Raw genomic sequence first — 21,396 nt, forward strand, 5'->3', positions numbered from 1 at the left:
TCGCATCAGCCCTGGTTGAAGCGCGCCGGCCGCTTGTCCAGCCGGGCGCGCATGCCCTCGTGCTTGTCGGGGCTGGCGAACGCGGTCTGGAAGGCGTTGCGCTCGTACTCCAGCCCGGCCGAGAGCGGCGTCTCCATCGCCATCAGCACCGACTCCTTGATCAGGCGCAACGCCACGGCCGGCAGCGCGCACAGCTGCTGCGCCATCGCCAGCGCGCGGGCTTCCACCGCCTCGTCGTCCAGCACCTCGGCCACCAGGCCGATGCGCGCAGCGGTGTCGGCGTCGATCGGCTCGCCGAGCAGCAGCAGCTTCATCGCGCCGTGTTTGCCCAGCGCCCGCGTCAGGCGCTGCGTCGCACCGCCGCCGGGCATGATGCCTACCTTCACCTCGGGCTGACCGAAGCGTGCGCTGCGCCCGGCCAGGATCAGGTCGGCGTGCAGCGCGAGTTCGCAACCGCCGCCCAGCGCGTGGCCGCGCACGGCCGCGATCACCGGCTTCCTGCAGGCCGCGATGGCCCCCCACAGCAGGTCGTGCCGGCGCTGCAGCAGGTCGATGGGCGTGGCGTCCACGTACTCGCCCAGGTCGGCACCCGCACAGAAGGCCTTGGCGCCGCCGGCCAGCACGATCGCGCGCACCGAGGGGTCGGCGTCCAGGCGCCGGAAGGCCTCGGCCAGCGCGCGCCGCAGCGCGAGGTTGAGCGCGTTGAGCACCTCGGGGCGGTGGATGCGCAGCAGCACCACGCCGTCGACGGGGTGTTCTTCCAGCAGTGGGCTGTCGGCGACGGCGCTCATGCCACACCCCCGCTGAACACCGGCGCGCGCTTCTCGAAGAAGGCGGCCACGGCTTCGGCGTGGTCGGCCGTGTGGTGGGCCAGTCCCTGCAGGCGGCCAGCCGCGTCCAGCGCCTCGTCCAGCGTGCCGGTGCGGGCCTGCTGCAGCAGCTGCTTGGTCCAGCGCAGCACCTGGGGCGGGTTGGCGGCGATGCGGCTGGCCAGGGCCAGCGCGTCGGGCAGCAGCTGGTCGGGCTCGACCACGCGCGACACCAGGCCAATGCGCAGGGCTTCGTCGGCGTCGATGGTGTCGCCGGTCAGCGCCAGCTCGGCCGCCCTGGCGTGGCCGATCACGCGCGGCAGCAGCCAGCAGCCGCCGTCACCGGGAATGATGCCGACCTTCACGAAGCTCTCGGCGAAGCGTGCCGTGGTGGAGGCGATGCGCAGGTCGCACATGCAGGCCAGGTCGTTGCCGGCGCCAATCGCCGGGCCATTGACCGCCGCGATCAGCGGCACCTGCAGCCGCGTCAGCGCGCGCGGGATGCGCTGGATGCCCTGGCGGTAGCGCTCGGTGATCTCCTCGGGCGAGCCGGCGAACATGCCGGTGCGGTCGCGCATCTCGGCCACGTTGCCGCCCGAGCAGAAAGCGCTGCCGGCGCCGGTCAGCACCGCAGCGCGCACCGAGAGGTCGGCGTTGAGCTTGTCCACCAGCGCCTCGAAGGCGGCGAACATGTCCTCGCCGCTGAGCGCGTTGCGCGTGTCGGGGCGGTTGAGCGTGATGAGCGCGGTGTGTCCGCGGCGGGTGATGAGCAGGGGTTCGTTCATGCGTTGTCTCCCAAGTGTTCAATCGCCATGGCCACGCCCTGGCCGACGCCGACGCACATGGTGACGAGGCCGTAGCGCCCGCCCATGCGCTGCAGTTGCCGCGCAGCGGTCAGCACCAGGCGTGCGCCGCTCATGCCCAGCGGGTGGCCGAAGGCGATGGCACCGCCGTTCGGGTTCACGTGCGGCGCGTCGTCGGGCAGGCCCAGCGCGCGCGTCACGGCCAGGCCTTGCGCGGCAAAGGCCTCGTTGAGTTCGATCACGTCGAAGTCGCTCATTCGCAGGCCGGTCTGCGCCAGCAGCTTATGCACGGCGGGCACCGGGCCGAAGCCCATGACGCGCGGCGCGATGCCGGTGCTGGCGTAGCCGACGATGCGCACCAGCGGGCGCAGGCCGTGCAGCGACACGGCGGTCTCGTTGGCCAGCAGCAGGGCCGCTGCGCCGTCGTTCACGCCCGACGAATTGCCGGCGGTGACGCTGCCGTCCTTGCGGAAAGCGGGCTTGAGCGCGGCCAGGCTCTCGGCCGTCGTGTCGGCGCGCGGATGCTCGTCCTCCGTGACCTGCGTGACCGCGCCTTTGCGGCCGGGAACGTCGACCGGTGTGACTTCTCCAGCGAGCACACCCGAGCGCATCGCGGCTGCGGCGCGCTGCTGGCTGCGCAGCGCAAACGCGTCCTGGTCGGCGCGAGAGATGCCGTGTTCCTGCGCCACGTTCTCCGCGGTCTCACCCATGGCGTCGGTGCCGTGCAGCTGTTCCATGCGCGGGTTCACGAAGCGCCAGCCGATGGTGGAGTCGTGGATCTCGGCATGGCGCGAGAACGCGGCCGTGGGCTTGGGCATCACCAGCGGAGCGCGACTCATGCTCTCCACGCCCCCCGCGACGGCCAGTTGCGCCTGGCCCGCGTGCAGCGCGCGCGCCGCCTGGGCCACGGCTTCCAGGCCCGAGCCGCAGAGCCGGTTGACCGTGACCGCCGGCACCTCCACCGGCAGGCCGGCGAGCAGCGCGCTCATGCGCGCCACGTTGCGGTTGTCCTCGCCGGCCTGGTTGACGCAGCCGTAGACCAGCTCGTCGATCAGCGCCGGGTCCAGACCCGGGTGCCGCGCCATCAGCGCGCGGATCGGGATCGAACCCAGGTCGTCGGTGCGCACCGACGACAGCGCGCCGCCGTAGCGCCCGATCGGCGTGCGCAGGCCGTCACAGAGAAAAGCGTTCATGCTCACAGGCCCAGCACCCGCTCGGCGTTGCCGTGCATGATCTTTTCCATCACCTCGGGCTTGTAGCCCAGCTCGTCCCACTCGCGCAGGATGCGTTCGTAGGGCAGGCTGGGGTAGTCGCTGCCGAACATGATCTTGTCCTGCAGGCGGCCGCGGATGTCGACCTTGAGGTTGCCCGGGAAGTGCTTCGGCGCCCAGCCCGACATCTCCCAGTACACATTGCCCTTGTGCAGCGCGACGGCCGTGGTCTCGTCGACCCAGGGCCAGCCGGGGTGGGCCATGATGATCTTGAGATTCGGGAAGTCAGCCGCGAGCTGGTCGATGTGCTTGGGGTGCGCATGGCGCACCAGGGCGCCGTTGCCGCCGGGCATGCCGGCGCCCATGCCGGTGGTGCCGACATCGATCATCACCGCCGCGCCCATGGCGTTGATCTCTTCGAACAGCGGGTAGTAGCGCCGGTCGCTGACGGCGAAATGCTGCATGATGGGGTGGAAGTGGAAGCCGATGAAGCCCAGCTCTTTGATGGCTTTGCGGGCCTGGATCATCGCGATCTCGCCCTTGGCCGGCTCCACCGCTCCCCAGCACTGGATGATGCGTTGCGGGTGGCGTTTCCACATGCCGTGCACGTATTCGTTGGTGCAGGGCGGGGCGGCGACGGTGGTCTCCAGGTCGAGTGCGACGAGGCAGGCCTCGACGCCAGCGCCGGTGAATTCGGCCACCACGTCTTCTTCGCTCTTGCCCACCCAGTCGCGTTTCCAGTAGCGGGCGAGTTCGGCGGGGTAGGGGCCTTGGGATTCGATCCAGGTGGGGGTGCCCGGGTAACAGTGCAGGTCGATGATGCGCATGGTGTGTGTTTTCTCGAAGGGGTTCAGTGGGCGGTGGCAGCGGCCTGTTCGTCCTGCAGCTTCTTGGTGACCAGTTCGCCCAGGGCCTTCTTGGACACCTTGCCGAAGGTGGAGACCGGGAAGTCGGGCAGCACTTCCAGCCGCTCGGGCAGCTTGAACTTGGCGATTTCCTTGGTCAGCAGGAAGCCCACCAGTTCCTTGAGGTGCAGCTTCTGGCCTGCCTTGAGGATCACGAAGGCGCACATCTTTTCGCCCATGGCCGCGTCGGGCATGGGCACGCAGGCCACGTTCTGCACCGCGGGGTGCATGAGGATCAGGTTCTCCACCTCTTCGGCGCTGATCTTTTCACCGCCGCGGTTGATCAGGTCCTTCTTGCGGCCTTCCACGATGTAGTTGCCGCTGGGGTGCTTGCGCATCAGGTCGCCGGAGCGGTAGAAGCCCTCAGGCGTGAACTGGCGCGCGTTGTACTCGGGCACGCCGTAGTAGCCGCGCAGGGTGTAGGGGCCGCGCACGGTGAACTCGCCGACCTCGCCGTCGGGCACTTCGCGGCCCTCGTCGTCGAGCAGCAGCACCTCGTCGTCCGGGCAGACCGGGCGGCCGCAGGTCTCCAGCTTCACCTCTTCCGGGTCGCTGGCGCGCACGAACATCAGCGTGCCCTCGGACATGCCGAAGTTCTCCTGCACGAAAACGCCGGGGATCAGCGCGCGCGTCCTGGCGCGCACCTCGGGCTGCATGCGCTGGCCACCGCTCTGGATCAATTTCAGGCTGGACAAGTTGAAGTTCTCCACCGCCGGGTCGTTGATCAGGCGGATCAGCAGCGCCGGCACGACCTTGAGGTGCGTGACCTGGTGCTTCTCGATCAGCGCGAACATCTCCACTGGTCGGGTGTTGCCGTGCAGGACCACCTTGGCGCCCTTGAACATGAAACCCTGGATGCCCGGGCAGGCCAGCGGCAGGTTGTGCGCGATGGGCAGCACCAGCAGCAGGGTCGAGTCGGCGTTGATCTCGGTGACCTCGGCCGCCACCTTGGAGTTGTAGGCGTAGTCGTTGTTGGTGCGCGGGATCAGCTTGGGGATGCCGGTGGTGCCGCCCGAGAGCTGGAAGATGCAGGGGTCGGTCGGCTCGATGCGGATCTCGGCCAGGCGCGAGGCGGGCAGCTTGGCGGGCGTGGCGATCAGCTCGCGCAGCGAGACCTCACCCGCACCGGCGTTGCCCAGCACCAGGCGGAACCTGAGCGATGGGTTCTCGGCCTGCACGCGGGTGATGACCGGTGCAAAGGCGAAGTCGCCCGCGGTCTCGGGGTAGACCGCGGTGGTCGCGCCCGACAGCTGCACGAACTGGCTGATCTCGGCGTAGCGGTGCGTGACCAGGGCCGCGATGGGGATGCAGCCGATCTTCTGCAGCGCGAAGTACAGCACCACAAACTCGTGCACGTTGGGCAGCGTGGGCACCACGCGGTCCAGTGGCCGCAGGCCGAGGTCGAGCAGGTTGAGCGCGAGGTTGGTGCTGACGCGGTCCAGCTCGGCGTAGGTGTAGACGGTGTCGCCGTCGATCAGCGCGACGCGGTCGGCGTAGCGCTGGAACACATCGGCGAACTCCTGCGCCAGCGAACGGTCCTGCCAGTAACCCTGGGCGCGGTAGCGCGCGGCGAACTCGGGGGGGAAGGGAACGAATCCTTCAAGCATGGTGTGTCTCCTCGGGGTGTCAGGTGGAACTCGTGAAGCCGCCGTCGATGACGACGACTTCCCCAGTGACGAAGCGCATGCCGGTGATCAGGTTCAGCATCACCTCGGCCACGTCGTCGGCCGTGACGCAGCGCTTGAGCGGCGTGGCCTTGGCGCGCGCGCCCATGAGCGCGTCGTACTTGTCGCCCAGCATGCGTTCCATCCAGTCGCCTTCCATCCAGCCGGGCGCGACCGCGTTCACGCGGATGTCCGGCCCCAGGTTCCAGGCCATCATCTTGGTCAGGCTCACCACCGCGGCCTTGCTGGCGGCGTACGGTGGCGGCTGCGGGCCGGGGCGCAGGCCCACGATGCTGGCGGTGTTGACGATGCAGGGCTCGCCGCCGGTTTCCTTGCTCTTGCGCAGCAGCTCGACAGCGGCGCGTGTCACCTGGAAGTTGCCGCGCACGTTGACCGCGAAGGTGCGGTCCCAGGCGTCCATGTCCAGGCTGTCCAGGTCCTTGACCTTCCAGGTCGCGGTGGTGCCGGCGTTGTTGATGAGGGTGTCGAGGTGGCCGAAAGCTTCGCAGACCTTGGCGAGCATCTGGCGCACCGCCGCGTCGTCGCTCACGTCGCACTGCAGCAGCAGGGTCTGGGCGCCCAGGGCCTGGGCTTCTTCGGCCACGGCCTGGGCGGCCTTGGCGCTGGAGGCGTAGTTGATGGCGACATCGAAGCCGGCGCGGGCCAGGGCCAGCACGGCGCTGCGGCCGATGCCGGTGCCGCCGCCGGTGACGAGGGCTTTCTTGCGTGAAGTCACGGTGGATCTCCGGGGAATGAAAGGGTGAGTGGGTCCCGGACCCCGGCGGTCCGGGGCCTTGTGCGGGACAAGAGGAAGAGGAGGGTCTACTGGGCCTGGATGCCCAGGTCGGCGACGAGGCGCTTCATGGCCTTCTGCTGCTCGTCGAAGAAGCTGCGCGCAGCGGCCACGCTGTCCTGGCGCGGGTAGACGCCCATCTCGCCCAACCTGGCCGTCACCTCGGGCGAGGCGGTGATGCGGTTGACGTCGGCGTTGATGCGGTCGATCACGGCTTGCGGCGTACCCGCCGGCACGATGATCTGGAACCAGCCGATGGCCTCGTAGCCCGGGTAGGTCTCGGCCACGGCCGGCACGTCGATGCCGGGCAGGCGCCTGGCCGAGGTCACGCCGATGGCGCGCAGGCGGCCCGACTTGACGTGCTGCAGCAGGCCGGGCACGCCGTCGATGGTGAGCGTGGCATCGCCCGAGAGCACGGCGGTGACGGCTTCCGGTGGTGCGCGGAAGGGCACGGTGAACAGGCCCATGGTGCCGGCCTTGTTCACCATCTCGCCGGCCAGGTGCGGCAGAGAATTGAGCTGCGGCGCGGCGAAGTTGAGCTTGCCGGGGTTGGCCTTGGCGGTCCTGGCCAGGTCGGCCACCGAGTGGATGTTGCTGCTGGCCGGCACCGCCAGCATCAGCGGGCTGATGCCGATGGTGGCGGCCGAGCTGAGCTCGGTGTCGGGGTTGAACTGTGGGTTCTTGAACACCAGCGGCGTGATGGTGCCCATGGCCGCCGGCACGAAGCCGATGGTGTAGCCGTCGGGCGCCGACTTGGCGAGCGCCGACATGCCCGGGATGCCGCCGGCGCCGGGCCGGTTGTCCACCACCACGCCCTGGCCCCAGGCGGCGGCGAGCTTTTCGCCCACGATGCGCGCAATCACGTCGGGCGCGGCGCCGGCGCCGGCCGGCACGATCATGCGCACCGGCTTGCTGGGCCAGGCCTGCGCCAGGGTGTTGGTGCCGGCCAGGGCCAGCAGGGACAGCAGTGCCGCCTGGACGAGTCGGCGCTTGGAGGGGGTGGGCATGTGGTGTCTCCGTTGTCTGTTCGTGTGTCCCCGACATGGGGTGAAGCGGACTCTAGGGAGATGCGGGGATCCCAATAAGATGGCGTGATCTTCAAGGCGATTCGATTTGTGAATCACCTCATCCGGACCCTGGCCCCATGAAACTCGAACAGCTGCAACACCTGATCGCCATCGTCGAGCACGGCAGCCTGCGCGCGGCCGCGCGCCGCCTGGACGTGCCGCAGCCCGCGCTCACACGCAGCGTGCGCGCGCTGGAACGGGAGCTGGGGGTGGACCTGTTTGCGCGTCAGACCACCGGCATGGTGCTGACGGCAGAGGGCGTGCGCTTTCACCGCCGGGCCTGCGCGATTGCCAACGAAGCGCGGCGCGCGCGCGAGGAGGTGCAGCAGCCCGGGCCGGACTACGAGGGCACGGTGTCGGTGGCGCTGTCCATCATGCCGCACCTGGGCATGCTGCCCGAGGCGCTGCCGGTGTTCCGCCGCACCTATCCCAAGGTGAAGCTGAGCATCACCGAGAGCCTGATGCCGGCGGTGGAAGGCGCGCTGCGCGAAGGCAGCATCGACTTCTACCTCGGCGCCGCGCCGCGGCTCAAACCCGCGCCGGGCCTGGCCCTGCAGCACCTGTGCGACAACACGCGCGTCGTGGTCTGCCGCAAGGGCCACCCGCTGGCGCGGGTGCGCAGCCTCAAGGCGCTGGCCGGGGCCGAGTGGGCCGCGACCACCATCGACCACAACGCGGAGGAAGACCTGGCGCGTCTGTTCGGCGCACACGGTCTCGAAGCACCGCGCGTGATGCTGCGCGCGCACTCGGCGCTGTCGGTGCAGGTGGCGCTGGCGCAGACCGACCTGCTGGCCATGCTGCCCAAGCAGTGGATGAGCTTTGCGATGACGCGCGACGTGCTGGACGTGATCGCCGTGCGCGAGGTGCTGCCGGCGCCGGCCATCGTGCTGGTGCGCCGACCCGATCTGCCGCTGTCACCACCGGCCGAGTTCTTCAGCGACGTGCTGCTGCGCGGGCTGCCGCGCGGTTGAGCCTCAGGCCCCGGCCGCGCGCCGGACGAAGGCGGCCAGCGGCTCGCCCACGGTGGGGTCGTCGCTGCCCAGCGAGGCGCCCGGCGTGAAATGGTCGTGCCCGGCCCACCAGTGCAGTTCCGGCGCAAATCCATGCCGCGTGACCAGTCGCGCGAACAGCTCGCCAGCCTGCACCTGCATCTGGCGCAGATCGCGCTCGGCCGCGGCGATCAACAGCGGGAAGGGCGCGGCGTCGACCTGGTCGACGATGCTGGCCTGGTGCCACAAGCCCGGGTCGTCACCGAAGTAGGCGGTGTTGCGCACATCGGGCTGCTCGATGACCAGCGCCACAGGCGCCAGGGCTTCAAGCCCCGCGTTGTACGGCCCCGAAAGCAGGGCCGCACCCGCGGTGTGCCAGCCGGGTGGCTGGAAGCGCGTCATGAGCGTGGCGGCGGCCACGTGTGCGGCGCCGGCCGACTCGCCGACCAGCACGATGCGGTCCGGGTCGCCGCCCCAGTCGCACACCTGTGCGCGCACCGTCTGCCACACCGCGACCACATCTTCCGGCCCGCTGGGCCAGCGGCATTCGGGGGCCAGGCGGTAGTTGGCCAGCACGGTGACGAAACCCTGCGCCGCGCCCCAGACACCGACGTTGGCCCGCATCGCCTTGTCGCCCCGGATGAAGCCACCGCCGTGGAAGAACACCAGCACCGGCGCACCGTGTGCGCCGGGTGGCGCGTACACATCGAGCCGGTGCCGGGCGTGCGGGCCGTAGGCGAGGTCGGTCAGGAGCGGGGCGGCATCGGGCATGGGTGTGACAGCGTGGATCGGGTGCCGCACTGTAGGCGCCCGGTTCCTGGCATGCCAGATGCCGTGTCCCTGCGGGTGATGTGCCTGGTGAATCACCCGCGCTGGCGCCGCCTCAGCGCGCCTTCAGAAACTCCCCCACCTCCAGCAGGATCAGCTCGTTGTCGTCGGCCTTGTTCGGATCGCGGCTGCTGGAGAAGGGCAGGTTGTTGTCGTTGCCGACCACGATGTGAGTCGCGTCGACGATCTCCACGTTCTCGATGGTGAAGAAGGGGAAGCTCAGCTTGCCGTCCACCAGTGGCTTGCGGGCCAGCTTGTTCGGATCGGCGATGTTGAGCAGGTCGATGTGGCCGATCTTGCGCAGCGGGCCGCCCGCGTTGGCATCGCTCAGCTCCACCTTCACCACGCGCTTGAACTTCGGCAGGTCGTGGAAGCAGTCGCTGCGCTTTTCGGCTTCGGGGCAGGCCTTGTCGGGTGTGCCTTCGCCGTTGTCGCGCTCGATGATCAGGCCTTCGGTGGGGCTGATCATGTTGAAGTCGCCGATGGCGTGGTGGTTGGCCTCCAGCACGTACTTCCAGTGGCGGCCGGTCCACTGCTCGGCCTTCACGTCGAACTCCAGCACGCGCAGGAACTGCTTGCCGTCCAGCGTCTCTGGCGCCTTGGTGGCTTCGTCCCACAGCGCGCCTTCGAGCAGGGCGTAGAGCTTGCTGCCGTCGGGCGAGGACGCCAGGCCTTCATAGCCCTTGGAGCGGCGCGACTGGAACTTCAGTTCACCATTCGGCGCACCTGGGGTGACCATCGATGGATGGTCGGGCGAGACGATGGTCTTGCCGTCCACCTTCGTGTCGATGACGGCCCGTACCCGGCCCTTCATGTCGGCCTTGATGAGGTACGGGCCAAACTCGTCGCCGATCCAGAAGTGCCCGCCAGCGATCTGGAAGCCTTCGGTGTCGAAATCGGAGCCGGTGAGGTAGCGCTGCTTCGTGCCTTCGTGGACGATGCGGAACGGCACCTTCTTGTCGGGGTCGTGCAGGAACACGGTCTGCAGGCGCTTGAACTGGCCACTCTTGAAGTCCACCGCGTAGCGGTTGAGAAAGAGCGCAAAGTCGGGCGAGTTGGCCTTGGCGCCGGCGCCGTTGTCGGTCAGCAGCCAGAAGCTGCCGTCGGCCAGGCGCTTGATGCCCGAGTGGCCCTGGATGGGCTGGCCCTTGAACGGCAGCGACACGCCGGTGGGGCGGCCGGCGGACTTGCCTTCGACCGAGCCGATCGCCTCGACGCGCTGGCCGGTGGTGAACTTGCCGCTGACCTGCAGGTCGGCCGGCGCGTCTTTCGGCGCGGCGATGAAGGTCTTCGCGGGCAGCACGGCGTGGCCCGCGAGGGTGGCGGGGTAGGCGGTCTGGGCCTGCGCGCTGTAGGCGCTGAATGCCAGGGCGACGGAGGCGCTCAGGCCGAGTGGTGTGAATCGCATGGACGGGTCTCGGTTGGTGGAACCCCGGTAGCGTGCCCGCCGGCTGTGACGCCTCAATGAACGCTCCTTGAAAACGCCGTGACGGCGCGCTGAAACAAACCGAAAAAAAGCGAGACCGCGCCGACACCCGCCGGGGTAGGGCGGCCGGCACCATGGCGCTCATGTTCAACACGTTCCCTCGAAGGAGCACCGCCATGAAACCCTGGATCAAGCGCACCCTCATCGGCCTCACGGCCACCACCGTCGTGCTCGGCGGTCTCACCGCCTGCGGCACGCGCGGCGACCACGCCCGCGGCTGGAGCGACGAGCGCGTCACCGAGGTGCGCGGCAAGGCGATCGAGAAGATCAGCAGCAAGCTCAACCTGAACGCCGAACAGAAGGCCAAGCTGGGCGTACTGGCCGACGAAATGATCGCCTCGCGCAAGGCCTTCCGCGGCGAGTCCGCCAACCCGCGCGCCGACATGGCGGCGCTGATCGCCGGTGACAAGTTCGACCGCAGCAAGGCGCAGCAGCTGCTGGACCAGAAGCTGCAGGCCGCCCAGGGCAACGGCCCGAAGATGCTCGCCGCCTTCGGCGACTTCTACGACAGCCTCAACCCCGAGCAGCAGAAGCAGGTGCGCGAGAGGCTGGAGCGCCGTGGCCATGGGTGGTGGGGCCGTGGCTGACGCCATCCACGCGATCGCCCGGCAGGTCCGCCCGCACACGGCGACCCTGCTGGCCGACGCCGACGATCCGCACGCCGAGCTGCTGACCCTGTTCTGGGGCCCGCAGTTCGACCGCGAACACGCGCTCGCCCTGTGGGCGCGCTTCTCGCAACGCCAGCCGGTCGAGGCGGTGCCGATGCTGCCAGCGTTGCTGTCGGTGGGGGAGCGCTTCGATGCGCTCGAACGCACCGAAAAAGACCGGCTGCGCCGGCTGATCGTCCGCCACCGTGCCCTGTCAGAATGAGCCGATGAACCGCATCCTGCTGATCGACGACGACGAAAACCTCGGACCGCCGCTGGCCACCTACTTCCAGCGCTTCGAGATCCAGCTGGTCCACGCCACGCGGCCCAGCGCCGGGCTGGCCCAGCTGCGCGCCGGCGGCTTCGACGCCGCCATCCTGGACGTGATGCTGCCCGAGATGGACGGCTTCGAGCTGTGCCGCACCATCCGCAAGGACAGCGACATCCCGATCATCATGCTGACCGCACGCGGCGAGGTGATGGACCGCATCGTCGGGCTGGAGATCGGCGCCGACGATTACCTGCCCAAGCCCTTCGAGCCGCGCGAGCTGGTGGCGCGCATCCAGACCGTGCTGCGCCGCCTCAAACCCAATGGCAACGGGCACGCCGCGGTGCTCAGCGCCGCGCCGACGCTGAAGTTCGAAGGCCTGGAGATCGACACCGCGCGCCGCAGCGTGCTGCGCCAGGGCGAGGCCATCGAACTGACCGGCACCGAGTACGAGCTGCTGGCCATGCTGGCGCGCGAACCGGGCCGGGTGTTCAGCCGCGACGACATCCTCAACCAGCTGCGCGGCCACGAGGCCGATCTCTACACGCGCGCGGTGGACATCGTGGTCAGCCGCCTGCGCAGGAAGCTGGAGCCGTTGGACTGCATCAAGACCCTGCGCAACGCCGGCTACTCGCTGGCGCTGCGGCGGGAGGCCGAGTGAGCCCGGCCCGCATCTCGGCCTGGAAACGGGCCAAGCACCGCGTCGCGCATTCGATCAAGCTGCGCATGGTGCTGCTGTTCCTGCTGCTCGCGGCGGCGATGACCTTCGTGTTTTTCACGGGTGCGCAGAGGGCGTTCTCCATGGGCTGGCGCGAGGCCGCACGCCCGCTGCTCATGGACTACGTCGACCAGCTGACCCGGGAGTGCACCGCCGGCGGCCCCACGCCCAGCGTCGAGCGCGCGCGGGCCATCATCGGGCGCCTGCCGCTGACGGTCACCATCACCGGCCCGCAGATCAACTGGTCGTCCCACCCCGACCAGCCGCCGCCCGACTGGCTGCGGGACAAGCCCGGAGCAGGGACCTCCTGGCGCCGCGACGACGCGGACAGCGGACCCGACTGGCAGGGCATCCTGCAGCGCACCACCGCCGACGGGCATGTGCTCACCTTCGGTATCAACGGCCAGGCCTTCGAGCGCAAGCCGCGCATGATCGGCGTCGCACTGGCGGCACTGCTGGTGCTCACCCTGCTGGCCTGGATGTATGTGCGGCATCTGCTCAAGCCGCTGGACGCGATCGGCGAAGGCGCGCGCCGCTTTGGCAAGGGCGACTTCAGCCAGCCGATTCCAGAGCGCTGCATCCACGGCCCCGACGAGCTGGGCGAGCTCGCGACCACCATCAACACCATGGGTCAGGACATCCACCAGATGCTCGAAGCCAAGCGCGCGCTGCTGCTGGCGATCAGCCACGAGCTGCGCAGCCCGCTGACCCGGGCGCGCCTCAACGCCGAGCTGCTGCCCGAAACCGCGGACGTGAACCCGCAGCGGGACGCCCTGATGCGCGACCTGCAGGAAATGGCCTCGTTGATCAGCGACCTGCTGGAAAGCGAGCGGCTGGCCGGCAACCACACGGCGCTGCAGCGAGCCCCCACCGACCTGCCCGCGCTGGCCCGGCAGGTGATCGACGAACTCCGGGCGCGGCACCCCGCCGCGGCGAAGGTGACGGTGCATGCGCCCGGGAACATGCCCGCCGCCTCGGTAGACGCCTCGCGCGTGCGCCTGCTGCTGCGCAACCTGGTGGACAACGCGCTGCGCCACGGCGCCGACGCCGCCCAGCCGCCGTCGGTGACGCTGTCGTCGGACGCGGGGACCGTCACCCTGGAGGTGCGCGACCACGGGCCGGGCGTGCCCGAGGAACAGCTGGCCCACCTCGCACAGGCCTTCTACCGCCCGGACAGCGCGCGCACCCGTGCGGCTGGCGGGGTCGGGCTGGGTCTCTATCTGTGCCGACTGGTGGCGCAGGCCCATGGCGGCAGCTTCGCGGTGCGCAATGCGCAGCCGGGGCTGGCGGTCACGGTCACGCTGCCGCCGGCTTGACGCGGGTCATCGCCAGGGCGTCGCGCTTGTGCGATGCTGAGGTATGGCCCATTCCTCAAACACCCCCTTGCCCGGTTTCGCCACCGATCCCACCCGCTACCTGTTCTTCACGGGCAAGGGCGGGGTGGGCAAAACCTCGCTGTCCACCGCCACCGCCATCGCGCTGGCCGACGCCGGCCGGCGCGTGCTGCTGGTCAGCACCGACGCCGCCTCCAACCTCGACGAGATGCTGGGGGTCCCGCTGTCGAACCAGCCGGTGGCGGTGCCCGGCGTGCCTGGCCTGCAGATGCTCAACATCGACCCCGACTGCGCCGCCGAGGCCTACCGCCAGCGCGTGCTGGCGCAGCTGGAGGTCGGTGCCAGCGACGAGGAGCGCGCGACGGTGCGCGAGCAGCTCTCCGGCGCCTGTACCACCGAGATCGCGGCCTTCGACGAGTTCGCCGCGCTGCTGGCCGGTGAGGCGACGGACGTTCACTTCGATCATGTGGTCTTCGACACCGCGCCCACCGGCCACACCCTGCGCCTGCTGAGTCTGCCCAAGGCCTGGAGCGGTTTCCTGGCCGGCAACGACCGCGGCGCTTCCTGCCTGGGGCCGCATTCGGGGCTGAAGATGCAGGAGGCGCGTTTCAATGCCGCGCTGCGGGCCCTGAGCGACCCGTCGCTCACCACCGTAGTGCTGGTCACGCGGCCCGACCCACGCCCCATGCAGGAAGCCGCGCGCACCTCGGACGAGCTGCGACAGCTCGGGCTGGCGAACCAGCGGCTAGCCATCAACGGCGTGTTCCACGCCAGCGATCCGGCCGACCGCGTGGCGGCGTCCATCGAAGCCCTGGGCCGCGAGGCGCTGGCGCAGCTGCCCGGGGCGCTGGCCGCACTCCCGCGCGATGAGGTGCCGCTGCGGGCCTTCGACACCGTCGGCCTGCCCGCGCTGCGTGCGTTGCTCGGTGGCGGCCCGGCGCCGGACGTCGTGCCCGCCGCGGGCGCCACCGAACTGCCGGCCGGCTCGCTGGCCGCGCTGACCGACGAACTGGCCGCGGCCGGTCACGGGCTGGTCATGGTCATGGGCAAGGGCGGCGTGGGCAAGACCACCATCGCCGCCGCGCTGGCGGTCGGCCTGGTGCAGCGTGGCCACAGCGTGCACCTGACCACCACCGACCCCGCGGCGCATGTGGCCGATGCCCTGAACGGCAGCCTGGACGGTCTCAAGGTCGGCCGCATCGACCCCAGGGCCGAGACCGCCGCCTACATCGACAAGATCATGGCCACGCGCGGCAAGGACCTCGATGAGCAGGGCAGGGCGCTGCTATTGGAGGACCTGCAGTCGCCCTGCACCGAAGAAGTGGCGGTGTTCCACGCCTTCAGCCGCGTGGTCAACGAGGCGCGCACGTCCTTCGTCGTGCTTGACACCGCGCCCACGGGGCACAGCCTGCTGCTGATGGATGCCACCGGCGCCTACCACCGCCAGATGACGCGGCAGTACGAGGGCATGGCGAATGCCAAGCACATCATCACGCCGCTCATGCGCCTGCAGGACCCGGACACGACCAAGGTCGTGATCGTCACCCTGCCCGAGGTCACCCCGGTGAGCCAGGCGGCTGCGCTGCAGGACGACCTGCGACGCGCGAGCATCGAGCCCTGGGCCTGGGTCATCAACAAGAGCATTGCCGCCACCGGCACCACCGACCCGCTGCTGCAGGCGCGTCTGGCAGGCGAAGCCCGGCAGACAGCGCGCATTGCCAACGGGCTGGCAAACCGCACCTTTGTGCTGCCCTGGTTGCCCCAGGCACCGGTGGGTGTGGCGGCGCTGGGCGCCCTGGTGGCGCCGGGCCTCTGAGCGTCAGAGGCCGTCGTCGGCGGGGGGCTGCGGCTTGGGCCTGAACAGCAGGCCGACACCAAAGGCCAGCGCGTCCGCACCCATCGAGCACAGGCGCATCACCAGGGCCACGCCCAAGGCGGTTTCCAGCCCGATGGCCGGCCCCATGAGCTGGATCATCACCGCCTCGCGCACGCCGATGCCGCCCGGCGACCCGGGCACCAGGAAACCGGCCGTCCACGACACGGCAAACAGCAGGACCATCTCCAGCAGGTTGATCTCGGGGTGCTGGAACAGCTCGGCCGCCAGCAGCTCCACCACGGCGCCGAGCACGACGAAGGAGAAGGCGATCAGGCCGGCCACGCTCATGGCCGTCAGCAGCCGGGGTTCGGCCAGCAGCTGGCCGCGGCCGAGCTTGCGGCTGAGGCCCGGCAGCAGGCGGTTGACCACCTGCACCGCCAGGAAGGGCGCGATCAGCATGGTGACGGCGACGGCGGCCAGATAGCCCGGGTGGCTGGTGTCGACCAGTCCCTCGTGCAGGTCGTTGACCACGAACAGCAGGGCCGCCACGGCGAATATGCCGCTGATGCCCAGCACCCAGAAGGTTTCCATGGCCATGGTGGCGATGGTCTTGCCGGCCGGGATGCCGGCCTGGCTGCCCAGCAGCACCCGGCCCGCGAAGTGGCCCACGTTGCCGGGCAGGTACTTGCCCATCTGCGAGACGGCGATGATCTGCAGCGCCTGGCCGTAGGGCAGCTTCACGCCCTGGTCCCGCAGCAGCAGCTGCCACATCAGCGCGATCAGCGGCACGCTGGTGAGGCAGCCCAGTACCGCCAGCGCGATGACGCCGGCCGCCGACCAGCCCCATTCGATCGGCGGCAACTGGTGGAGGTTGTCCCAGAGGTGGAAACCGAAGTAGCCACAGGAGGCGAGCAGCAGGGCCAGCGCCAGCCCGCGCAGAAGCCAGTAGCGGGCGGATCGGGAGGGACGGGGCGCGGCTTCCCCGTTGAGGGTGGACGCAGAGGCGTGGGTCATGTTCTGCGTTCTGCACAGAGTTGGAAGAAGCCCGGGATTTTACTGGGGGGTGTTCCCACGATCCGGCACCGCGCTCAGGCCCTGGGCGGACTGTTCGAGGCGAGCAGCTCCCGCAACCAGCGGTGGGCGGCGTCGTCCTGGTGGCGGCGGTGCCAGATCAGGTACATCGGCAGCGGCGGGCAGGGCACGGGCACCTCGCAGCGGCCGAAACCCGCCATGAAACGCCCGGCCAGCAGCGAGGGCGCGGTCGCCAGCAGCGGGCTGCCGCGCAGGAAGGCGGGCAGGGCGCCGAAGCCCGGCACCATCACGGCAAAGCGGCGGTGCAGGCCGCGGGCTTCGAGCGTGCGGTCCAGGTGCAGGGTGCGCCGGGGTTCGTAGACCACGGTGATGTGGTCGGCCGCGAGGTAGTCCTGGAGCGTTGTCGGTGCCGTGCGCACGCTGGCATCGAAATAGACCATGTAGCGGTCCTCGAACAGGCGCTTCTGCACGATGTCGCTGCCCTCGGGTGGGCGTGGGCTGATCGCCAGGTCGCACACACCGTCGCGCAGCATCTCCAGGCTCGGCACGTCGGACGGGATGATGCGCAGGGCCAGACCGGGCGCCTGTTCCCGCAGCCGCTGCGCCAGGGTCGGCAGCAGCACCTCGCGCTGGAAGTCGTTGGCTGCGATGGTGACCGTGCCCTTCCAGCGCGCCGGGTCGAAGGCGCCGCTCTGCGCAAAGCCCTGCAGCTGGCGCAACAGCTCGCGCGCCTGCACCGCCAGCCCCGCCGCGCGGGCCGTGGCAACGATGCCGCGCCCACTCTTGACGAACAGCGCGTCGCCGGTGATGGCGCGCAGCTTGTCCAGCTGGTGGCTCACGGCCGACTGGGTGACGCCCAGGGACTGCGCCGCGCCGGTGATGCTGCCCGCCTCGACGACGGCCACCAGCAGCTGGAGCAGGCGGGCGTCGAGGTCTGACCAATCGAAATCACTCATGTGTTCGATGATCATTCATCTGTTTATCTTTGGCAATGCGGGCGGAATACTCCGGCTTGACCGACGTCAATCCACCCCACGCAGGAGACAGATGTGAGCAAGACCATCCCCGGCACCACGCCATTCGACGGCGACGCGGCCCAGAAGGGCTACGCACTGAACAAGATGTGCTTTTCCTTCAACCACAAGGCCAACCGCGACGCGTTCGTGGCCGATCCCGAGGCCTACATGCAGCAGTACGGCCTGAACGAACAGCAGGCCGAGGCGATCCGTTCCAAGCAGGTGCTGGCCCTGATCGCGGCCGGCGGCAATGCCTACTACCTGGCCAAGTTCGCCGGCATCTTCGGCCTGGACATGCAGGACATCGGCGCCCAGCAGACGGGCATGACCAAAGACCAATTCAAGGCCAAGCTCGTTGCTGCCAACGAGCAGTGCTGAACCAGGAGACACCCCCATGGCACAACTCATCGGTGGCCTGGCCACATCGCACATCCCCGCCATCGGCGGCGCCATCCACAAGGGCAAGCAGAACGACCCCTACTGGAAGCCCTTCTTCGATGGCTTTCCGCCGATCCACCAGTGGCTGGGCAAGGTCCAGCCCGACGTGGTCGTGGTGTTCTACAACGACCATGGCCTGAACTTCTTCCTCGACAAGATGCCGACCTTCGCCGTGGGTGCGGCCGCCACCTACAGCAACGCCGACGAGGGCTGGGGCATCCCGACGCTGCCGCCGATCCCGGGCTGCCCGGACCTGTCGTGGCACCTGATCCGCGAGCTGATCGCCAAGGAGTTCGACATCGTGACCTGCCAGGAGATGCTGGTGGACCACGCCTGCACGCTGCCGTTCAAGCTGTTCTGGCCCGAGCACGAGATCGCACCGGTGCAGATCGTGCCGATCAACATCAACACGGTGCAGTTCCCGCTGCCGACCGCTAAGCGCGTCTACAAGCTGGGCAAGGCGGTGGGCGAGGCGATCCAGAGCTGGGACAGCAGCAAGCGCGTGGCGGTGATGGCCACAGGCGGCCTGTCGCACCAGCTGGACGGCGAGCGCGCAGGCTTCATCAACAAGCAGTTCGACCTGCAGTTCCTGGACAGCATGGAAACGAACCCGGAGTGGGCGACGCAGTTCAGCGATCTGGAGCTGGTGGAGAAGGCGGGCACGCAGGGGGTGGAGCTGCTGATGTGGCTGGCGATGCGGGCGGCGCTGACGGTGTCCGCTTCGGGTGTGCGCAAGGTGCACAGCAACTACCACATCCCGATTTCCAATACCGCGACGGGTGTGCTGGCGCTGGAGACGGTCTGACCTGTTGCTGCCGGTTTGAAGAGGGGCCTTTGTTGCCCCTTTTTCATGCCTGCTGGTTTGGTTTGGTTCGGCGCGCACGGGTGCCCTGCGCCGCTCATGTCCCCCGGCGGCCTGCGGCCGCCTCCTCCTTTACTTCGCTCTGCAGGGCACCCGCACACGCCGAACCGGCGAAGTGCAGGCGCGCCACCGTTGGCGGGGTGAAACCTCGTGGTGCCTGAAGCGTCGGGTGTCCGCGCAGCGAAGTAAAGGAGGAGAACCGGCGCAGCCGGTTCGGGGGACATGAGCGGAGTCGGATGCCCGGCGATTCAGGCGCTGGCCAGCCAGGGTGGCGTGACAAAAACAAAACGGGAGCCCGAAGGCCCCCGTTGTGACAAGTGAATCGCTGAAAGGAACTACAGCGAATCGATGAAGCTGCGCAGCTTGTCCGAACGGCTCGGGTGCTTGAGCTTGCGCACCGCCTTCGACTCGATCTGACGGATGCGCTCGCGCGTCACGTCGAATTGCTTGCCCACTTCTTCCAGCGTGTGGTCGGTCGACATCTCGATACCGAAACGCATGCGCAGCACCTTGGCCTCGCGCGGCGTCAGGCTGTCCAGGATCTCCTTGACCACCTCGCGCAGACCCGCCTGCATGGCGGCCTCGATCGGTGCCGTGTTCGCCTGGTCCTCGATGAAATCGCCCAGGTGCGAATCGTCGTCGTCGCCGATGGGGGTTTCCATCGAGATCGGCTCCTTCGCAATCTTCATGATCTTGCGGATCTTGTCCTCGGGCATCTCCATCTTCTCGGCCAGGATGGACGCGTCGGGTTCGAAGCCGTGCTCCTGCAGGTGCTGGCGGCTGATGCGGTTCATCTTGTTGATCGTCTCGATCATGTGCACCGGGATGCGGATGGTGCGCGCCTGGTCGGCGATCGAGCGGGTGATGGCCTGGCGGATCCACCACGTGGCGTAGGTCGAGAACTTGTAGCCGCGGCGGTATTCGAACTTGTCCACCGCCTTCATCAGGCCGATGTTGCCTTCCTGGATCAGGTCCAGGAACTGCAGACCACGGTTGGTGTACTTCTTGGCGATGGAGATCACCAGGCGCAGGTTGGCCTCGATCATCTCCTTCTTGGCGTCGCGCGAATTGGCCTCACCCTCGTTCATCCGCTTGTGGATGTCCTTGAGGTGGGACAGCGGCACCACCACGCTGTTCTGGATCGTGATCAGGCCCTGCTGCAGTTCCTGGATCGGCGGGATGTTGCGTTCCATCACCACGCTCCAGGGCTTGCCGGCGGCGGCCTGCTTTTCGACCCACTTGAGGTTCAGCAGGTTGGCCGGGAAGTCGGCGATGAACTTCTCCTGCGGCATGCCGCACTTGTCCACGATGATGCGGCGCAGCTCGCGCTCCTTCTTGCGCACCTCGTCGACCTGGCCGCGCAGCGTGCTGCACAGCTTCTCGATCGCCTTGGCGGTGAAGCGGATGGTCATCAGCGTTTCGGTGATGGCCTGCTGCGTCTTGATGTACGAGGGCGTGCCGTAGCCTTCCTTGTCGTAGATCTTGTGCAGCTTCTCGAACAGGTTGCGCATGGTGTCGAAGCGCTCCAGCGCCTCGCGCTTGAGTTCTTCGAGCTTGCGGGTCAGGGCCTTGGAGCCGCCCTTGCCATCGTCGTCGTCGGCCTCGTCGTAGTCGTCGAAGTCTTCTTCGGCCACGTAGTCGTCGGCCGCATCGGCGTCGGCGAAGCCGTCCACCACGGTGGAGATGACGACCTTGCCTTCACGGATCTCTTCCGACATGGCCAGCAGCTCGGCAATGGTGGCCGGGCTCTCGCTGATCGCGGCCATCATGTCGTTGAGGCCGCCTTCGATGCGCTTGGCGATCTCGATTTCGCCTTCGCGGGTCAGCAGTTCCACCGTGCCCATTTCGCGCATGTACATGCGCACCGGGTCGGTGGTGCGACCGAATTCGCTGTCCACGGTGGACAGGGCGGCTTCGGCTTCCTCTTCCGCTTCCTCTTCGGTCGCTGCGGTGGGGCCGGCGTTGGACAGCAGCAGCGTTTCGGCATCCGGCGTCTGTTCGTAGACCGCCACGCCCATGTCGTTGAGCAGCGAGACCACCACTTCCAGCGTCTCGGCCTCGACCAGCTTGTCGGGCAGGTGGTCGTTGATTTCGCCGTGCGTCAGGTAGCCGCGCGTCTTGCCCAGCTTGATCAGGGTCTTCAGGCGTTCGCGGCGCAGCTTGGCTTCTTCTTCGGACAGGACGGTTTCGTCCAGGCCGAATTCCTTCATCAGCGCGCGCTCCTTGGCCTTGCTGATCTTCATGCGCAGCGGCTTGACCTTCTCGGCCGGTGCCGCCGGGTCGGCGACTTCCTCAACGACTTCTTCGACCAGATCCTCTTCGATGTCGCTCAGGTCGGCATCGTCCAGGTCGCTTTCTTCCTTGGCGGCAGCTTTGGGCTTGCGGCCGCGCTTGGCGGCCGGCTTGTCGGCCGCGGCCTTGGCGGGGCGGCCGGGCTTTTTCTTGGCTGGTTCGTCGGCGTCGACAGTGTCGAGTTCTTCGGCTTTGGTCTTGCCGGCCTTGGTCGTTTTGGCGGCCGGCTTGGCGGCGGTCTTGGCAGGGGCTTTGTCGGTCACGGGGACGGGGGCTTTCTTTTTGGGCTCCGGGGCGGCGGCCTTGGCGGCGGGCTTCTGGGCGGCTTTGGTGCTGGGGGCAGGCGTACTGGCTTTCTTCGCGGGCATGGGAACCTCAAAAAACGTCAGGAAAGATACCGGCTGAGACACACAAAAAT

20 protein-coding genes are annotated in these 21,396 nt (G+C 68.6%); 8 read left to right on the forward strand and 12 right to left on the reverse strand.

Going from position 1 to position 21,396, the window contains the following annotated elements:
- Nucleotides 1–5: 5 nt before the first annotated feature.
- The 7 genes from HPF_RS08080 to HPF_RS08110 form a co-directional block, all read right to left on the reverse strand.
- A complete protein-coding gene (locus HPF_RS08080; RefSeq protein ID WP_133156274.1) occupies nucleotides 6–791 on the reverse strand; it encodes an enoyl-CoA hydratase-related protein in 786 nt (261 codons plus the stop codon).
- Nucleotides 788–1,594, reverse strand: coding sequence for a crotonase/enoyl-CoA hydratase family protein (locus tag HPF_RS08085; protein WP_133156275.1), 807 nt, complete (start codon nucleotides 1,592–1,594; stop codon nucleotides 788–790). Before HPF_RS08085 ends, HPF_RS08080 begins: the two co-directional genes overlap by 4 nt.
- Nucleotides 1,591–2,805, reverse strand: coding sequence for a 3-oxoadipyl-CoA thiolase (pcaF, locus tag HPF_RS08090; protein WP_133156276.1), 1,215 nt, complete (start codon nucleotides 2,803–2,805; stop codon nucleotides 1,591–1,593). Before pcaF ends, HPF_RS08085 begins: the two co-directional genes overlap by 4 nt.
- A 2-nt stretch (nucleotides 2,806–2,807) precedes the next feature.
- Nucleotides 2,808–3,650 (reverse strand): amidohydrolase family protein, encoded by an 843-nt coding sequence (locus HPF_RS08095; RefSeq protein WP_133156277.1) that lies wholly within the window; start codon nucleotides 3,648–3,650, stop codon nucleotides 2,808–2,810.
- Between the two features lie 23 nt (nucleotides 3,651–3,673).
- The gene (locus HPF_RS08100) at nucleotides 3,674–5,335 is read right to left on the reverse strand and encodes a (2,3-dihydroxybenzoyl)adenylate synthase (RefSeq protein WP_133156278.1); all 1,662 of its coding nucleotides are present in this window, start codon (nucleotides 5,333–5,335) and stop codon (nucleotides 3,674–3,676) included.
- 19 nt (nucleotides 5,336–5,354) lie between these two features.
- Nucleotides 5,355–6,128, reverse strand: coding sequence for an SDR family NAD(P)-dependent oxidoreductase (locus HPF_RS08105; protein WP_133156279.1), 774 nt, complete (start codon nucleotides 6,126–6,128; stop codon nucleotides 5,355–5,357).
- 86 nt (nucleotides 6,129–6,214) lie between these two features.
- Complete coding sequence (locus HPF_RS08110; RefSeq protein ID WP_133156280.1) at nucleotides 6,215–7,192, reverse strand: Bug family tripartite tricarboxylate transporter substrate binding protein; 978 nt, start codon at nucleotides 7,190–7,192, stop codon at nucleotides 6,215–6,217.
- Between the two features lie 137 nt (nucleotides 7,193–7,329).
- On the opposite strand from HPF_RS08110, the gene HPF_RS08115 reads away from it, so the two are divergent.
- Nucleotides 7,330–8,223 (forward strand): LysR family transcriptional regulator, encoded by an 894-nt coding sequence (locus tag HPF_RS08115; RefSeq protein ID WP_127806621.1) that lies wholly within the window; start codon nucleotides 7,330–7,332, stop codon nucleotides 8,221–8,223.
- Nucleotides 8,224–8,226: 3 nt separating this feature from the next.
- Here the strand turns inward: HPF_RS08115 and HPF_RS08120 are convergent, their stop codons facing one another.
- Nucleotides 8,227–9,012 carry an alpha/beta hydrolase gene (locus tag HPF_RS08120; RefSeq protein ID WP_133156281.1) on the reverse strand — a complete coding sequence of 262 codons (786 nt, stop codon included), beginning with the start codon at nucleotides 9,010–9,012 and terminating at the stop codon, nucleotides 8,227–8,229.
- Nucleotides 9,013–9,124: 112 nt separating this feature from the next.
- Nucleotides 9,125–10,477, reverse strand: coding sequence for an esterase-like activity of phytase family protein (locus HPF_RS08125; RefSeq protein WP_133156282.1), 1,353 nt, complete (start codon nucleotides 10,475–10,477; stop codon nucleotides 9,125–9,127).
- Nucleotides 10,478–10,671: 194 nt separating this feature from the next.
- On the opposite strand from HPF_RS08125, the gene HPF_RS08130 reads away from it, so the two are divergent.
- The 5 genes from HPF_RS08130 to arsA are packed head-to-tail and all read left to right on the forward strand — an operon-like array spanning nucleotide 10,672 to nucleotide 15,338.
- Nucleotides 10,672–11,142, forward strand: coding sequence for a Spy/CpxP family protein refolding chaperone (locus HPF_RS08130; RefSeq protein WP_127806618.1), 471 nt, complete (start codon nucleotides 10,672–10,674; stop codon nucleotides 11,140–11,142).
- A complete protein-coding gene (locus HPF_RS08135) occupies nucleotides 11,135–11,425 on the forward strand; it encodes a hypothetical protein (RefSeq protein WP_241559589.1) in 291 nt (96 codons plus the stop codon). Before HPF_RS08130 ends, HPF_RS08135 begins: the two co-directional genes overlap by 8 nt.
- Before the next feature lie 4 nt (nucleotides 11,426–11,429).
- A complete protein-coding gene (locus HPF_RS08140) occupies nucleotides 11,430–12,131 on the forward strand; it encodes a response regulator transcription factor (RefSeq protein ID WP_079364985.1) in 702 nt (233 codons plus the stop codon).
- The gene (locus HPF_RS08145; RefSeq protein ID WP_066150390.1) at nucleotides 12,128–13,504 is read left to right on the forward strand and encodes a HAMP domain-containing sensor histidine kinase; all 1,377 of its coding nucleotides are present in this window, start codon (nucleotides 12,128–12,130) and stop codon (nucleotides 13,502–13,504) included. The genes HPF_RS08140 and HPF_RS08145 overlap by 4 nt, the downstream gene beginning before the upstream one ends.
- Nucleotides 13,505–13,547: 43 nt before the next feature.
- Entirely contained in the window at nucleotides 13,548–15,338 is a 1,791-nt protein-coding gene (gene arsA, locus HPF_RS08150) for an arsenical pump-driving ATPase (protein ID WP_133156283.1), read from the forward strand.
- 3 nt (nucleotides 15,339–15,341) lie between these two features.
- Here arsA and HPF_RS08155 read toward each other — a convergent pair whose 3' ends face one another.
- Both HPF_RS08155 and HPF_RS08160 read right to left on the reverse strand, forming a co-directional pair.
- Nucleotides 15,342–16,352 carry a lysylphosphatidylglycerol synthase transmembrane domain-containing protein gene (locus tag HPF_RS08155; protein WP_066150395.1) on the reverse strand — a complete coding sequence of 337 codons (1,011 nt, stop codon included), beginning with the start codon at nucleotides 16,350–16,352 and terminating at the stop codon, nucleotides 15,342–15,344.
- 74 nt (nucleotides 16,353–16,426) lie between these two features.
- Nucleotides 16,427–17,326: a LysR family transcriptional regulator gene (locus tag HPF_RS08160; RefSeq protein ID WP_133156284.1), complete on the reverse strand. Its 900-nt coding sequence runs from the start codon at nucleotides 17,324–17,326 to the stop codon at nucleotides 16,427–16,429.
- Nucleotides 17,327–17,419: 93 nt separating this feature from the next.
- Between HPF_RS08160 and HPF_RS08165 the strand changes: the two genes are divergently transcribed.
- Complete coding sequence (locus HPF_RS08165; RefSeq protein WP_066150398.1) at nucleotides 17,420–17,764, forward strand: protocatechuate 4,5-dioxygenase subunit alpha; 345 nt, start codon at nucleotides 17,420–17,422, stop codon at nucleotides 17,762–17,764.
- Between the two features lie 16 nt (nucleotides 17,765–17,780).
- Entirely contained in the window at nucleotides 17,781–18,629 is an 849-nt protein-coding gene (locus tag HPF_RS08170; protein WP_079364988.1) for a class III extradiol dioxygenase family protein, read from the forward strand.
- Between the two features lie 392 nt (nucleotides 18,630–19,021).
- Here the strand turns inward: HPF_RS08170 and rpoD are convergent, their stop codons facing one another.
- Nucleotides 19,022–21,346 carry an RNA polymerase sigma factor RpoD gene (gene rpoD / locus HPF_RS08175; protein ID WP_066150403.1) on the reverse strand — a complete coding sequence of 775 codons (2,325 nt, stop codon included), beginning with the start codon at nucleotides 21,344–21,346 and terminating at the stop codon, nucleotides 19,022–19,024.
- Nucleotides 21,347–21,396: the final 50 nt, after the last annotated feature.

The organism is Hydrogenophaga pseudoflava (assembly GCF_004353865.1).
Lineage (GTDB): Bacteria > Pseudomonadota > Gammaproteobacteria > Burkholderiales > Burkholderiaceae_C > Hydrogenophaga > Hydrogenophaga pseudoflava.

What these genes read in the sequence shown, in the direction of transcription:
- rpoD (WP_066150403.1), bottom strand. Translation starts at nt 21,346, where the DNA reads ATGCCCGCGAAGAAAGCCAGTACGCCTGCCCCCAGCACCAAAGCCGCC.
- HPF_RS08095 (WP_133156277.1), bottom strand. Translation starts at nt 3,650, where the DNA reads ATGCGCATCATCGACCTGCACTGTTACCCGGGCACCCCCACCTGGATC.
- HPF_RS08120 (WP_133156281.1), bottom strand. Translation starts at nt 9,012, where the DNA reads ATGCCCGATGCCGCCCCGCTCCTGACCGACCTCGCCTACGGCCCGCAC.
- HPF_RS08130 (WP_127806618.1), top strand. Translation starts at nt 10,672, where the DNA reads ATGAAACCCTGGATCAAGCGCACCCTCATCGGCCTCACGGCCACCACC.
- HPF_RS08125 (WP_133156282.1), bottom strand. Translation starts at nt 10,477, where the DNA reads ATGCGATTCACACCACTCGGCCTGAGCGCCTCCGTCGCCCTGGCATTC.
- HPF_RS08085 (WP_133156275.1), bottom strand. Translation starts at nt 1,594, where the DNA reads ATGAACGAACCCCTGCTCATCACCCGCCGCGGACACACCGCGCTCATC.
- pcaF (WP_133156276.1), bottom strand. Translation starts at nt 2,805, where the DNA reads ATGAACGCTTTTCTCTGTGACGGCCTGCGCACGCCGATCGGGCGCTAC.
- HPF_RS08160 (WP_133156284.1), bottom strand. Translation starts at nt 17,326, where the DNA reads ATGAGTGATTTCGATTGGTCAGACCTCGACGCCCGCCTGCTCCAGCTG.
- arsA (WP_133156283.1), top strand. Translation starts at nt 13,548, where the DNA reads ATGGCCCATTCCTCAAACACCCCCTTGCCCGGTTTCGCCACCGATCCC.
- HPF_RS08110 (WP_133156280.1), bottom strand. Translation starts at nt 7,192, where the DNA reads ATGCCCACCCCCTCCAAGCGCCGACTCGTCCAGGCGGCACTGCTGTCC.
- HPF_RS08100 (WP_133156278.1), bottom strand. Translation starts at nt 5,335, where the DNA reads ATGCTTGAAGGATTCGTTCCCTTCCCCCCCGAGTTCGCCGCGCGCTAC.
- HPF_RS08155 (WP_066150395.1), bottom strand. Translation starts at nt 16,352, where the DNA reads ATGACCCACGCCTCTGCGTCCACCCTCAACGGGGAAGCCGCGCCCCGT.
- HPF_RS08080 (WP_133156274.1), bottom strand. Translation starts at nt 791, where the DNA reads ATGAGCGCCGTCGCCGACAGCCCACTGCTGGAAGAACACCCCGTCGAC.
- HPF_RS08140 (WP_079364985.1), top strand. Translation starts at nt 11,430, where the DNA reads ATGAACCGCATCCTGCTGATCGACGACGACGAAAACCTCGGACCGCCG.
- HPF_RS08115 (WP_127806621.1), top strand. Translation starts at nt 7,330, where the DNA reads ATGAAACTCGAACAGCTGCAACACCTGATCGCCATCGTCGAGCACGGC.
- HPF_RS08170 (WP_079364988.1), top strand. Translation starts at nt 17,781, where the DNA reads ATGGCACAACTCATCGGTGGCCTGGCCACATCGCACATCCCCGCCATC.